The sequence below is a fragment of the Kitasatospora sp. Xyl93 genome, assembly GCF_055383135.1.
In genome coordinates, this window is the sequence record NZ_AP029185.1 from 3,679,645 (window position 1) to 3,693,009 (window position 13,365).

The 13,365-nt window shown below is 74.6% G+C and carries 10 protein-coding genes; 3 read left to right on the forward strand and 7 right to left on the reverse strand.

The window, feature by feature from the left end:
• Positions 1-117 precede the first annotated feature (117 nt).
• Positions 118-2,064, forward strand: coding sequence for a BACON domain-containing protein (locus ACZ5GH_RS16345; RefSeq protein ID WP_464334567.1), 1,947 nt, complete (start codon positions 118-120; stop codon positions 2,062-2,064).
• Between the two features lie 500 nt (positions 2,065-2,564).
• Here ACZ5GH_RS16345 and ACZ5GH_RS16350 read toward each other — a convergent pair whose 3' ends face one another.
• Positions 2,565-3,827: an IS256 family transposase gene (locus tag ACZ5GH_RS16350; RefSeq protein ID WP_464334568.1), complete on the reverse strand. Its 1,263-nt coding sequence runs from the start codon at positions 3,825-3,827 to the stop codon at positions 2,565-2,567.
• A 188-nt stretch (positions 3,828-4,015) separates the two neighbouring features.
• Positions 4,016-5,350: a DUF1254 domain-containing protein gene (locus ACZ5GH_RS16355; RefSeq protein ID WP_464334569.1), complete on the reverse strand. Its 1,335-nt coding sequence runs from the start codon at positions 5,348-5,350 to the stop codon at positions 4,016-4,018.
• A gap of 267 nt (positions 5,351-5,617) precedes the next feature.
• Between ACZ5GH_RS16355 and ACZ5GH_RS16360 the strand changes: the two genes are divergently transcribed.
• Entirely contained in the window at positions 5,618-6,658 is a 1,041-nt protein-coding gene (locus ACZ5GH_RS16360) for an NAD-dependent epimerase/dehydratase family protein (protein WP_464334570.1), read from the forward strand.
• A 160-nt stretch (positions 6,659-6,818) separates the two neighbouring features.
• On the opposite strand, the gene ACZ5GH_RS16365 is transcribed toward ACZ5GH_RS16360, so the two are convergent.
• From ACZ5GH_RS16365 to ACZ5GH_RS16385, 5 genes are all read right to left on the reverse strand, one after another.
• Positions 6,819-7,868 carry a family 2 encapsulin nanocompartment cargo protein polyprenyl transferase gene (locus tag ACZ5GH_RS16365; RefSeq protein WP_464334571.1) on the reverse strand — a complete coding sequence of 350 codons (1,050 nt, stop codon included), beginning with the start codon at positions 7,866-7,868 and terminating at the stop codon, positions 6,819-6,821.
• 198 nt (positions 7,869-8,066) lie between these two features.
• Positions 8,067-9,485 carry a family 2B encapsulin nanocompartment shell protein gene (locus tag ACZ5GH_RS16370; RefSeq protein ID WP_464334572.1) on the reverse strand — a complete coding sequence of 473 codons (1,419 nt, stop codon included), beginning with the start codon at positions 9,483-9,485 and terminating at the stop codon, positions 8,067-8,069.
• 366 nt (positions 9,486-9,851) lie between these two features.
• Complete coding sequence (locus ACZ5GH_RS16375) at positions 9,852-10,400, reverse strand: methylated-DNA--[protein]-cysteine S-methyltransferase (protein ID WP_464334573.1); 549 nt, start codon at positions 10,398-10,400, stop codon at positions 9,852-9,854.
• Positions 10,401-10,513: 113 nt separating this feature from the next.
• A complete protein-coding gene (locus ACZ5GH_RS16380; protein WP_387752839.1) occupies positions 10,514-10,747 on the reverse strand; it encodes a hypothetical protein in 234 nt (77 codons plus the stop codon).
• A gap of 168 nt (positions 10,748-10,915) precedes the next feature.
• Positions 10,916-12,199 carry an MFS transporter gene (locus ACZ5GH_RS16385; protein WP_464334574.1) on the reverse strand — a complete coding sequence of 428 codons (1,284 nt, stop codon included), beginning with the start codon at positions 12,197-12,199 and terminating at the stop codon, positions 10,916-10,918.
• Positions 12,200-12,425: 226 nt separating this feature from the next.
• On the opposite strand from ACZ5GH_RS16385, the gene ACZ5GH_RS16390 reads away from it, so the two are divergent.
• Entirely contained in the window at positions 12,426-13,217 is a 792-nt protein-coding gene (locus ACZ5GH_RS16390; RefSeq protein WP_464334575.1) for a hypothetical protein, read from the forward strand.
• Positions 13,218-13,365 lie beyond the last annotated feature (148 nt).

Below are 13,365 nucleotides of genomic sequence, written 5' to 3' on the forward strand. Positions count from 1 at the left end.
CGGCTCGCCCGGCGGCTCGCCGCGCGTCCACACAGATGGGCGATGTTGTTACCCGAAAGAAGTACATACGCGGCGAATGGCCGGGATCAGCCGTCCGCGTTCTCTACCGTCGGACGGGTGACGACGAGAACTGTTGGTCCGACCTGGTCGGGTAGGTCGGGTGGGGCGGGCCGGTCGGGCCGGTCGGGTGGGACGGGCGCCCAGGCTCCGACGGCCGGGGCGGCCGGGGCGGCCGGTGCGACCGGGACGGCCCGGACGGCCGGGCCGCGGGCCGCCGCCGCGCTCGCGGCGTACGACCGGCAGGTGGACGGCCTGTTCACCTACTGCCTCTCGGTGCTCTGCGAGCACGACGCGGCCGCCGACGCCCTGCGCGAGGTCCGCGAGCTGGCGCGGCGGCACGGCGCCCGGCTGGCCGAACCCGGGCTGCTGCGCGCCTGGCTGTTCTCGCTGGCCCGGTACTGCTGCCTGCGCCGGCTCGCGGGCGACGGCCCGGACGTGACCGGCACCGGGGCCGGGCGGGCGCCCGGGGCCGAGCCGGACGAGACCGAGGCGGCCCGGCGACGGCGCGAGCTGTCCTCGCTCGCCTGGCCGGAGGCGGCCGGCACCGACCCGGAACAGCGCGAGGCGCTGGAGCTGTCCGTCCGGCACCGGCTGACCCCGCTGGAGGTCGCGGCGGTGCTGGGCCTGCCGTTCGAGCGGACCCGCGCGCTGCTGGCCGGGGCCGAGGCCGAGGTGGCCAGGACTCGGGCGGCGCTGCTGGTGCTCGGCGTGGGCAGCTGCCCGGAACTGGACCGGCTCGGCGGGGCCGGGGCGGAGTCCTGGCGGGACTGGGTGCTCGGCCCGGCGCTGCGGCGGGAGCTGGTGCAGCACGTGGTGGACTGCCCGACCTGCCGGGGGACGGCGGAGCGGGTGGCCGCGAGCGAGGCGGCGGAGGGTGCGGCGGGGCTGTCGGGCCTGGCGCTGCTGCGGGCTCCGGCGGACCTATCCGGGGCGGCCGCGGTCACCGGCTCGGTCACCGGCGCGGCGGCGGCCCGGGGGGCGGAGCCGGGGCCGCGGTTCGACCAGGGCGGCTTCCCCCGGCACCGGGCGCCGGACGCGGGGCGCGGGCTGGCGGTGCGCCGGCGGGTGGTGACCACCGGGGTGCTCGCGGCCGTCCTGGCAGCGCCGGTGGTCGCGCTCTGGGCCGGGCACCGGGGCGGTGGCGGGGCCGGGTCGGCGGCCGCGGTGTCGGCGGTGCGGGTGGACGAGACCGGGCGGCCCACGGGGCAGCGGCCGCGGCCCGCGGTGGACGGTCCGGCGGGGCCGGGTGCGTCCCGGATGCCGGGGATGGAGCTGGCGGGAGCCGGGGCCGGGATGGCAGGGGGCGGCGCCGGTGCGGGCGGTGCAGAAACGTTGCTTCCCGAGTTTCCGCGGCTCCTCTTCCAAGGCGCGGTGATCCCCGTCCCGACCCACGGCGCCACCCCGCTCGACGGCCCCGGCCTGGTCGCCGCACCGGCCCCGTCGGTCGACCGGGCCTCCGCGACGGGCACGGGCGATCCGGCCCCGGCCGGGCTGCTCACCGTCGAGGCCGGCGAGTACGGCAACCGGACCGTCCTCACCCTCACCAACTCCGGCACCACGGAGATCCGTTGGCACGCGGTGACGGAGGCCGACTGGCTCCGGCTCAGCCGCGACTCCGGCACCCTGGCGCCCGGCCAGCGGATCACCGTGATCGTCACCGTGGACGAGGACCGGGCGCCGACGACTCCCTGGACCGCCCGGATCGCGCTGCCGCCCTCGCAGGCGGTGGTCACCCTGGAGGGCGGGCCGCACAACCGCGGCGGATCGGCCACTTCCCCGGTCGATCCGTCGCCCTCCTCGACTCCCCCCTCGACACCGCCCACCACACCGGTGCCGACCGGGTCCGCCACCGCCTCGCCCACCACGTCCCCCACCGCCTCCGGCTCACCGACGTCGTCCCCGTCGCCGTCTTCGTCCGGCTCCCCGTCCCCCTCGGGCACGACCACGGCGGCCCCCACGTCGGACACCTCGGGCACGGCAACAGCCTCCCCCTCGGGGCAGTAACAGCGGGCACAGCCGCAGAGACTGCACAGGAAGTCGGGCCCGCCGACTTCTCATGCAGGCACGACCACGGCAACGCCCACCCCGAACACCTCGCCACACCCCTCAGATACGGCAACAGCGGGCACAGCCCACCGGGCGGTGCACAGGAAGTCGACCCGGCCGACTTCTCACGCACGACAAGCCCACGCTTCGGCCGACCGGATGGGTCGGCCACCCAGCTCCCGGCGAAGCGCGCGTGAGAGGTCGACCCGGCCGACTTCTCGTGCACGCCGAATCGTGCTTCGGCCCCTCCGTCCCCGCGAAGCGCGTGAGAAGTCGGACCCGCCGACTTCTCATGCGGGCACGGCCACGGCAACGCCCACCCCGAACACCTCGCCACACCCCTCGGACATGGCAAATAGCGGGCACCGGGCGGTGCACAGGAGGGACTATCACGATCTAGGTGTACGACACCCGGTTGGCCTAGGTGTTGATGTTCTGGTGGGTGTGGGCCGGGTGGCCTACGCCCGTCCGGCTGACAGGCGCCCGTCGAAGGCGATGTCGAAGGCGTTGAGGGCGGCCATCCAGCGGTTGCTCCAGCGTTGCCGGCCGCGTCCGGTGGGGTCGAGCGCGAGGGTGGCCAGGTAGAGCCGTTTGAGGGCGGCCTGCTCGTTGGGAAAGTGACCGCACGCACCGGCGGCCCTGCGGTAGCGGGAGTTGAGACTCTCGATGGCGTTGGTGGTACAGATGATCTTCCGGATCTCGGCGTCGAAGGCGAGGAAGGGCACCATCTCGGGCCATGCCTTCTCCCAGAGTTTCACCACGGCCGGGTAGGTCGCCTCCCACGCGGCGGCGAAGTCCGCGAACCGCTCCAGGGCCGCGGCCTCGTTCGGCGCGGTGTAGACGGGCTTGAGGTCGCGGGCCACGGCTGCCCAGTCCCGCTTGGAGGTGTAGCGGAAGGAGTTCCGCAGCAGGTGGACGATGCACGTCTGCACCACAGTCTGGGGCCAGACCTGGGCGACGGCGTCGGGCAGGCCGGCCAGGCCGTCGCAGATGAGGATCAGGCAGTCCTTCACTCCGCGGTTCTTGATCTCGGTCAGGACGGACTGCCAGTACTTGGCGCCCTCGCCACCACTGGAGGTCCACAGGCCCAGGATGTCGCGGTAGCCGTCCGCGGTGACACCGAGGACCACGTAGACGGGCCGGTTGGCGACCTGGCCATCGCGGACCTTGACGTTCACCGCGTCCACGAACAGGACCGGGTAGACCGCGTCGAGAGGACGCGTGCGCCAGTCGGCCATGCCCTCCAGCACCCGGTCGGTGATCGTGGAGACGGTCTCCTTGCTGGTGGCCATGCCGTAGACCTCGGCCAGGTGCGCGACGATCTCACCGCTGGTCAGGCCCTTCGCGGTCAACGAGACCACGAGGTTGTCCAGGCCCTCGGTACGGCGCGCGTGCCGGGGCACGACCTTCGGCTCGAACGTGCCGGCCCGGTCCCTGGGCACCTCGAGCGTGACCGGGCCGGCCTCGGTCATCACGGTCTTCATCCGGTAGCCGTTGCGCGCGTTGCCGCCCTTGCGCACCGATCGGCCCGGCTCCGCACTGGACGCCAGGTGCTCGTCCATCTCGGCCTCCAATGCCTCCTGGAGCAGGTGCCGGGTCAGCTGCTGCAGCAGCCCGCCCTCACCGAGCAGCTGCATCCCGCCGGCCCTGGCCTGCTCGGCCGCCGGCTCCGCGACCGACGCCACCACGTCCGACCCGCCAGTGTTCTTCCTCGGACCCATGCCCAAGGCATCGGCAGTTCCCGACTCCGACAAAACCGACCCGTCAGGAACCGACCCGATCCGGTGATCCGTCCGCGAGCTCATCAGTATCTCCCTTGATCAGAGTGTCCACCTGATTCATGACACTCCCGCACAGGAAGTCGGCCCGGCCGACTTCTCGCGCGGGCGCCTCGGTGGGCGCGGGGTGTTCAGAGCCGGTGGATCGGCGGGACCTGGTAGGTGCCGTCCAGGACGGCGGGCTCGGGCTGGTAGATGCGGAGGATGGGGCGGAACTCGCCGGGCGGGGTGGGGAGCCAGTTGGCGGCCGCCGCCGGGTCCTCGGGCTGGTCGTGCTGGAGGGTCAGGGTGAGGGAGCCGTCCTCGCCGTAAACGAGGCCGGGGGTGCGGTCGCCGATCGAGTAGCGGTCGATCGGGTTCTCCACCAGGTAGTAGTCCGGGACGGAGTACATCGTGACGGACCAGAACGCCCCGGCCGGGGGCGGCTGGTCGAAGCGCAGGGTGTAGCGGTGCGCGCCGGTCAGCGGCCGCCCGTCGGAGTCGTCGTAGGTCATCGCGTACGAGGCCTCGTAGGCGTGGTTGCCCCAGAGGCCGGCCCGGGCGGCGGCGGCCCGGCTGAGGTAGGCGGCCCGGCGGTCGGGGATGCGCCACTCGGGGTCGTCCAGGGTGCCGGGGCCCAGGTGGTCGGTGTTGTAGTCGAAGAGGTGGAGCGCGCTGCGCCACTCGCCGGGCGGGTGGTCCTCGGGCGGGCGGGTGGCGTCCTCGACGCGTTCCCGGCCGGCGGCCAGGCCCTTGGCCAGCGCGAGCGTCCATTCGGGGGCGGCCGCGCGGTACGGCGAGGCGCCGTCGTCCAGCAGGCCGAGCGGGGCGAAGCGGCGCTGGTACTCGATGTCCGTGGTGGCGGGTGGGAAGGCCTGCATCCAGACCCGCATCCGCTCGAAGAAGGCCAGCCGCTCGGGGACGTCCCCGTCCGGCTCGGGCAGTCCGGCGACCAGGCCGCCGGGTTCCAGCGGCTGCAGCTCCAGGCCGGCCTGCAGGGCCCGGACCCGGGGCAGGTCGTCCGGGCCGGTGCAGGCGAAGCGGCCGACGAGGGTGCCGACGGTGGTCGGCAGCTCGATCACCCGGTTGGGGTCCGGCGGGGTGCCGTGCCAGCCGGGCGGGACGATCAGCCAGGTCTGCGCGCCGGTGCCGGTGGCCCGGCGGCCGAGGTAGGCGACGTTCTCCGTCCAGGCGTCGATGAACTGCAGCACGTAGTAGGCGCCCGCGGTGTCCGGGACGCTCAGCACCTGCGGGCCCTCGGAGAGGTCGAGCTGGGCGATCGAGTAGACGGTGTCGTTGTTGACCGAGACGAAGTCGTCGGCCGGGCCCGCCAGCCGGGTGGCGTGGCTGACCTGGTTGAACGGCGCCGCCGGGAGGGTGCCCAGGCCGCCCCGGGCGAAGCGCTCGACCATGGTGAGGCCGGCGACCAGCGGGTAGCCGTAGACGTACGCGTCGGCGGCCAGGGCCTCCAGCTCGGGCTGGTTCATCGCGGGTCCTTCGTCCGGGGCGGGCGGCCGGGCGGCGGAACCGCTCGGCGTCCCGCGGCCGTTCGGGCCGGCTGCGGCGGGTGGGTCCGCCGTCCGGGTCGTGCACCGGGCCGGGGTGCGGTCGCCGAGCGCGGTACACATCGGATGCTAAGCGGGGCCGGGTGGGGCGGCACGTCGGACCGGACGCCGCGCGGCATCCGGTGGGCCGCTGTCTGCTGACCGCGAATCCGGGCGTACGGGCGGGGCGGCCGGGAGAGGCTCGTCGGCATGAAGATCCTTCTGCTGGGCGGCTCGTCCTTCCTGGGGCGGGCCTACGCCGCCGAGGCCCTCGCCCGGGGCCACCGGGTCACCACCTTCAACCGCGGCCGCAGCGCCGCGGATCTGCCCGGCGTCGAGGCCGTCCGGGGCGACCGCGACAGCACCGAGGACCTCGCCCGGCTGGTCGAGGGGCGCAGCTGGGACGCCGTCGTCGACACCTCCGCCCAGCAGCCCGCCCAGGCGGCGCTCAGCGCCCGGCTGCTGCGCGGGCGGGCCGGCCACTACACCTTCGTCTCGTCCGTGCACGCCTTCGCCGACTGGCCCGCCCGGGTGGTCGACGAGGACTCCGCACCGCACCCCTGCCCCGCCGACACCCCGCCCGACCAGCCGCCCGGCAACGCCCTGAAGGCGGGCTGCGAACGCGCCGTGCTGGAGGGGTTCGGCGTCGGGCGCACGCTGGTGCTGAACAGCGGGCTGCTCGTCGGACCGTACGAGTTCGGCGGTCGGCTGCCCTGGTGGCTGGAGCGGATGGCCCGCGGCGGCCGGGTGCTCGCGCCGGGGGATCCCCGGCGGACCATGCAGGTGATCGACGTCCGGGACTTCGCCGGCTTCGGGCTGGACCTGCTGACAGCCGGAACGGCGGGGCGGTTCGTCACCACCGCGCCGCCCGGCCGGCTCACCTTCGGCGCGTGGCTGGAGACCTGCCGGGAGGTCGCGGGCGCCGCGGACACCGAGCTGGTCTGGGTACCGGACGGGCCGCTGCTCGCCGAGGGGCCGGACCAGGTCGGCGCGTGGGTCGAACTCCCCTTCTGGGCACCGGACCTGCCCCAGCTGGCGGGCGCCTGGCTGGCCGACACCGGTCGGGCGGAGGCGGCCGGGCTGCGCTGCCGGCCGTTCGCCGAGACGGCCCGGGACACCTGGGAGTGGCTGCGGACGCGCGGACCGGCCGAGGACACCGACGCCGAGGGACGCAAGGGGAGGCCGGGGGCGGCGGTCCGGCAGGGCATCGAACCCGCCAAGGAGCAGCGGCTGTTGGCCGCCTTCGGCTGACCGCCGGCAGCGGCTGCCCCCGTCGGTCGACCGCTCGGCCGCCCCGGACAGCAGGAGTGGGAAGTCGACCGGGCCGACTTCCCATTCCGGTGGGCGCGTTGGACGCCGGCGGCCCCGCTCAGTGCGTGCGACCGGCCGCGCTGGAGGCCGACGACCCCGCTCAGTGCGTGCGGCGGGTGACCAGCTCGGCGAGCGCCAGCAGTTCGTCGGCCGCGGCCGGCTCCGGGACGGCGGCGGCCAGCTGCGCCATCGCCGTGGCCATCCGCTCGCAGGACTCGCCCTGTGCCCAGCCGCGCCCGCCGGCCGCCTCGACGGCCGCCGCGCACTGCGCCAACTCCTCAGCGGTCAGCGGGCGCTCCAGCGCGTACAGCTCAGCCAGCGTCTTGCCCTCGACGGTGCCGGACCCCAGCGCCGCGACCACCGGCAGCGACTTCTTCCGGGCGACCAGGTCCGCACCGACCGGCTTGCCGGTGACAGCGGGGTCACCCCAGATGCCGATCAGGTCGTCGATCAGCTGGAAGGCCAGGCCGATCTCCCGCCCGAAGCCGTCCAGCGCCTGCGCCGCCTCCTCGGAGGCGCCCCCGTACAGGGCGCCCATCGCGCAGGCCGCGCCGAGCAGGGCCCCGGTCTTGGCCTCCGCCATGGCCAGGCACTCGGACAGCGAGACGTCGTTGCGCCGCTCGAAGGCGCAGTCGATCTGCTGGCCCTCGCAGAGCTCGACCACGCAGTCCGCGAGCCGGCGGATCGAGCCCTGGGCGGCCGGGTGGCCGTCCTCGGCGAGCAGGCGCAGCGCGAGGGAGTGCATGGCGTCCCCGGCCAGGATGGCCTCGGTGGTGCCGAACACCCGCCAGGCGGTGGGCCGGTGGCGCCGGGTGTCGTCCCGGTCGATGACGTCGTCGTGGAGCAGGGTGAAGTTGTGCACCAGCTCCACCGCTGCTGCCGCGGCGACGGCCTCGCCGGGCTTGCCGCCCAGCGCCTGGGTGGCGGCCAGGACCATGGCCGGCCGGATCGCCTTGCCGGCGGAGGCCTCGGCCGGGGTGCCGTCCGCCTCCCACCAGCCGAAGTGGTAGCCGGCCACCTTGCGCATGGTGCCGGGCAGCGAGTCGACGGCGGCCCGCAGGACCGGATCGACCAGGGCGCGGGTGCGGGCGAGGATGTCCGCCGCCTCGTGCCCCTCTTTGTGGTCCCGCTCCAGCATGGGACTCGTCATGGGTGTCTCCCCCTGTCGGGCGCCTGTCGTGGGACGGCCCGCCGACGGCGGGCCGGAGTTGCGCCGCGGGGCGGGCACGGTCGTACGCGCCCCGGCCGCCTCGGGCCGGGCCCGTATTGCACCGGGGCGCGCCGTCCGCCGGAGCCGCCCAACGGCCTCCGGCGGACGGCGCGGCTCGGCGACCGGCCCCGCGGACCGTCAGTACTGCGCGATCTCCACGTTCTCCAGGACGCCGACCGCGTCCGGCACCAGGATCGCGGCGGAGTAGTAGGCGCTCACCAGGTAGGAAATGATGGCCTTCTCGTCGATTCCCATGAACCGCACCGAAAGGCTCGGCTGGTATTCGTCCGGAATTCCGGTCTGGTGCAGACCGATGACGCCCTGGTTGTCCTCGCCGGTTCGCATCGCGATGATCGAGCTGGTGCTCCCGACGATCGGGATCTTGTTGCACGGGAAGACCGGGACCCCGCGCCAGGACATGAGCTGCTTGCCCTCGACCTCGACCGTCCCCGGGTAGAGGCCGCGCTTGTTGAGCTCCCGGCCGAAGGCGGCGATGGCCCGGGGGTGGGCCAGGAACATCCTGGTGCCGCGGCGGCGGCTGAGCAGCTCGTCCATGTCGTCCGGGGTGGGCGGGCCGGAGTGGGTCTGGAACCGCTGGTCGTACGCGGCGTTGCCGAGCAGGCCGAACTCGGGGTTGTTGACGAGCTCGTGCTCCTGGCGCTCGCGCAGGGCCTCGATGGTCAGCCGGAGCTGGTGCTCGGTCTGGTTCATCGGCTGGTTGTAGAGGTCGGCGACCCGGGTGTGCACCTTGAGGATGGTCTGCGCGACGCTCAGCTCGTACTCGCGCGGCTTGAGCTCGTAGTCCACGAAGGCGCCGGGCAGCTCGTACTCGCCCTCGTGGCCGGCGGAGAGGTCGATCGCGGCCTCGCCGTGCTTGTTCTGCGCCTGCTGGAAGCCGTTGAGGTACTCGATGACCTGGAGCTGGAGCGCCTCGGAGCGGTCGTGCAGCTCCTGGAAGGCGGGCCAGGGCAGCGTCAGCACCGTGCCGGAGGTCGCGGCGCGGACGGTGTACGGCCAGTCGCCGCCGTCCTGCCGGATCGCCTCGTCGCCGAGGTGGTCGCCGTCGGCGAGGGAGCCGACCACCGTCTCCTCGCCGTACTTGCCGGTGCCCAGCCGGTCGAGCTTGCCGTGCGCGATCAGGAAGACCTCGGTGATCGGCGCCCCGGCCTGGACCAGGACGTCGCCCGCGTCGAAGTCCCGCTGCACGAAGCGCGCGGCCAACTCCTCCAGCAGGGCCTCGTCCTGGAAACCGCGCAGCACCGGCACCTCGACCAGCGTGGGCGGGACGATCCGCACCTCGGCCCCGGTCTTGACGAAACTCACCCGGCCGCGGCCGACCGAGTGGCGCAGGCGGCGGTTCACCCGGTAGGTGCCGCCGGACACCTGCACCCAGGGCAGCTTCCTGAGCAGCCAGCGCGGGCTGATGCCCTGCATCTGCGGGGCGGACTTGGTGGTCGTCGCGAGGTTCCGCGCGCCCGCCGTGCTCAGACTCTGCTGCTGCCGGAGTTCCGACTGCGCACCGGGCGCGGGAATACCGGCATTGGTTTCGGTCGACATGGGGGAGCCCTTCGCATATCCCGATGAAGTGTCGCCTTGCACATGCGTGTTGCAGCTTCATGGTGGGCCCATTCGAGGGCGACCCGCAATCACTCGTTCGAGTGGTTCAGAATGCCCGAACAAATAGTACGAATAGATCACCCGATCGATATTCGTTCGACTATTTATTCGAACATATCGGGGTTCCGCACGTCAGCCGGGTCCCGGCCCGGCCTCGGCCGGGCGCCGGCCACGCGTCGTCCGCGCCTCGACCGGCCCCATCCTCCCCCATGCGGGCCCCGGCCCGCGCCACCCTCCGACACGCTCAGCGCGCCTCGCCGGCCGCCGGGCACGGCCGGCCCGTCGCCGTCGGCGGCCCCGCCGTCGCTACAGCGGGCCGTTCCAGTCCAGGGTCGGCTCCAGCACGCCCTCCAGGGTGAGCAGCCAGCGCTTCACCTCGATCCCGACCCGGCCGCCGCCGAAGCCGCCGAGCCCGTCCGCCGCCACCACCCGGTGGCAGGGCACCAGCAGGGGGACGGGGTTGGCCGCCATCATCTGCCCGACCGTGCGGGCGGCCAGGCCGGGCTCCGCGACGTCCTCGAACACCCCGCTGCGGGCGGCCAGTTCGCCGTAGGTGACGGTCCGGCCGTACGGCACCTCGCGCCAGAGGGTCCGCAGCACCGCGCGGTGCGGGCCGGAGCTCAGGCTCCAGTCGATCGGCAGGCCCAACTCGCGGGTGCGGCCCGCCAGGTAGGCGCCGATCCGCTCGGTGACGACGGCGACCTTCGACGCGTCGGTGCACGCCGGCGCCTCGCCCTCGCGCGGCCCGGTGTACCCGGCCGAGGCCACGCCGAGCGGGGTCACCGCGATGTGCATCGGCCCGCTGGGCAGCGGCGTGGGCACGGTCAGCCAGGACATCGACCAGGACTGCGGCACGCTCGGGCCCCCACCCTCCGCCGGACCGGCCGCCGGCCACCCCGGCACCCGGGGGGCGTCCCCGCCCCGCGCGCCATCGTACGGCGGGCGGCCGGCGGCACGGGCGGCTCCGGTCAGAGCTGCCCCTTCAGCGCGCGGGCGTTCGACGCGCACCAGTGCACCAGTTCGGCGCGGACCGGGGCGCGGCCCTCGCACAGCACGGCGAGCTGTTCGTCGTTGATCCGGTTGGGCCCCGGGATCTCCAGCAGGTACGCCAGTTCCGCCAGGACGGTGGCAAGCCGCTCCGCGTCCGCGTGGTCCAGGGTGACCGCGGACTCGTGGTGGCTGATGGTGAGCGAGCCGGGCATGATCGACCTCCTCCGTCACCCCCGCCCTCCACCGTACGACCGGGTCGGCCGCCCCGCCCGCCGCGGAGGCGTACGTGCGCGGGAGGGGCAGCCGGTTGCGCTCCGGGGCCGGCCGGGCGCGGTGCGCGGTGGGCCGGGGGTGCGCCCCGGAGCCGTCCGAGGGGTTGGTCAGCTGTCCGGGCCCTCCTCCCAGCGGCGGTTCCGTACCGCCGGTACGGCCAACACTACGGCCCCGGCCGCCAGTTGCCAGACAGCCCCGATCAGCAACACGGTGTCCGCGCCGAACCGGCCCGCCAGCGGACCGGCCGCCGCCAGCCCGAGCGGGCCGAGGGCGAAGGAGCCCAGCACGCCGAAGGCCGTCATCCGGCCGAGCAGTTCGACCGGCACCCACTTCTGCGTGGTGGTGCTGTAGAGCGTCCCGCAGACCGCCGAACCGACCCCGGCCACCACCGCGCCCGCGGCCACCCAGGGCAGCCCGGCCCCGGCCGCGAGCACCCCGGAGGGCACCGCCCAGGCCAGCGCCGCCACGGACGCCACCGCGAGCGGACGGGCGGGCGCGCGGCCGAGCATCAACAGGCCGCCCAGCACCGCGCCGGCGCCATACCCGCCCATCACCAGGCCCCAGGCCCGGGCGCCGCCGAGGTCCCGCTGCGCGAGCAGCGGGCCGAGCACCAGGAAGGGGGCCCACACCAGCAGGTTGAACAGGCCGGTCTGCACGGTGGTGATCCACAGCCACGGGCGGGCGGCGAACTCCGACCAGCCGGCCCGGACGTCCCGGACCATCGACTCCCCGCCGGCCGCCGCCGGCCGCGCCGGCAGCCGCAGCCCGGCCAGCGCGACCGCGCCGACGCCGTACGTCACCGCGTCGGCCAGCAGCACCGCCGCCGGGCCCCAGGCGGCGGTGACCAGGCCGGCGGTGGCGGGGCCGGCCACGGTGGACACCGAACGGGCCAGCCCCAGCAGGGTGTTGGCGTCCGCCATCAGTTCCTTGCGGCGCACCAGGTCGGGCACGATCGCGCCGAAGGCCGGCATGAACAGCCCCTCGCCGACCCCCCAGACCGCCACCAGCGCGACCATCGCCCAGACCGGCGCGTGCCCGGCCGCCAGCAGCCCGGCGAACAGCGCCTGGACCAGGCCGCGCACCACGTCCGAGCCCAGCATCACCCGGCGGCTGCCGAGCCGGTCCGCGATCACCCCGCCGGCCAGCAGCACCAGCACCACCGGGAGGATCCGGGCCGCCATCACCCACCCCAGGTCGGTGCCGCTTCCCGCGGTCCCGTCTCCCCCGGTGTCGAGCACCGCGAAGGCCACCGCGACCGGCGCCATCGAGGAGCCGACGAGGGAGGTCGTGTACCCGATGAAGAAACGGGTGAAATCGCGCTCGCCCAGCACAGCGAGACGGTCTCCCGGGCGCCTTCGGCGGGCCGGGATCCGGTCTGTGTCCACTGCCATGGGCAGCCAGTCTGGGGTTCGACGGGAGTGCGGTTCAAGGGTTTCCGGGAGAAAACCTGAGTCTTTTCGCATCAATTTCACCGAGGCTGGCGACAACCGCAGTAAATACCCCGTCGAAAGGCCTCTCACCTGCCACTTGCTAGCCGTTTACCGCGAAACGCGGGTAACATCGAGCGCCTTCGAGAATGTCGCCGGAATGCCGTTTACTGCGGAAAGAGGTCGGACCGTGGCAGAGCTCCCCCCGGTCGAGTACGCCGTCGCCGTCGAGCGCTACCTGGCCGCCTCCGGGCTCTCCGACGGCTCCCGCCGGATCTACCGGATCGCGCTGGACACCTGGGCGTGGGCACTCGCCGACCGGCCCGCCCCCACCGGCCACGAACGGCGGCGCGCCCGGCCGCCCGTCCTGCCGCTCGCCCTGCTCGACCATCCCGACGCCGCCGCGCGGCTCCGCGCCGCGGCCGCCCGGCGCGGCGCAGACACCGACCCGCGCACCCTCAACCGGGAACTCTCCACCCTGCGCGCGGCCGTGGCCTGGTGGCGGGCCAGGGGCTGGCTCGACGACGACCCGACCGCCGACCTCCGCCCCCACCGGCTGCCCGAACCCGCCGAACCCGCCCTGGACGCCGAACAGTTGCGCACCCTCTTCGCCCTCCGCGCGCCACTGCGCGAACAGACGCTCTGGCACCTGCTGCACGAGTCCGGCGCCCCGATCGAGACCGTCCTCGCCCTGGACACCGACCACCTCGACCTGCCCCGCCGCCGCACCCGTCACGGATACCCCGCCGTCCACTGGCAGTCCGGCACCGCCCGGCTGCTCCCCCTCCTCATGGCCGGCCGCGCCGCCGGCCCGCTCTTCCTCACCGACCGACGCGCCCCCGCCGGCACCCCCGCCCGCGACCGCTGCCCCCACACCGGCCACGCCCGCCTCTCCTACCGGCGCGCCGCCGAACTCTTCACCGCCCACACCCGGCCGCTCGGCCCGGACTGGACCCTCCGCCGGCTCCGGTCGGCGCGGTAGCCGCGCGGCCATCGGCCGGAGGCGTCAGCGGCTCCGCGCCGCCGTTACGCAGCCGATGGGCGGCCGTGACACGACCGGCCGAGGACCGCGACACGGCCCTCCTACCGTCGTCCACGACGCCACCGGCCGACCCCTTCGAACCGGCCGG

Coding starts and splice junctions, on each gene's coding strand:
- ACZ5GH_RS16370 (WP_464334572.1), bottom strand. CDS start 9,485: ATGTCGACCGAAACCAATGCCGGTATTCCCGCGCCCGGTGCGCAGTCG.
- ACZ5GH_RS16360 (WP_464334570.1), top strand. CDS start 5,618: ATGAAGATCCTTCTGCTGGGCGGCTCGTCCTTCCTGGGGCGGGCCTAC.
- ACZ5GH_RS16355 (WP_464334569.1), bottom strand. CDS start 5,350: ATGAACCAGCCCGAGCTGGAGGCCCTGGCCGCCGACGCGTACGTCTAC.
- ACZ5GH_RS16365 (WP_464334571.1), bottom strand. CDS start 7,868: ATGACGAGTCCCATGCTGGAGCGGGACCACAAAGAGGGGCACGAGGCG.
- ACZ5GH_RS16385 (WP_464334574.1), bottom strand. CDS start 12,199: ATGGCAGTGGACACAGACCGGATCCCGGCCCGCCGAAGGCGCCCGGGA.
- ACZ5GH_RS16380 (WP_387752839.1), bottom strand. CDS start 10,747: ATGCCCGGCTCGCTCACCATCAGCCACCACGAGTCCGCGGTCACCCTG.
- ACZ5GH_RS16350 (WP_464334568.1), bottom strand. CDS start 3,827: ATGGGTCCGAGGAAGAACACTGGCGGGTCGGACGTGGTGGCGTCGGTC.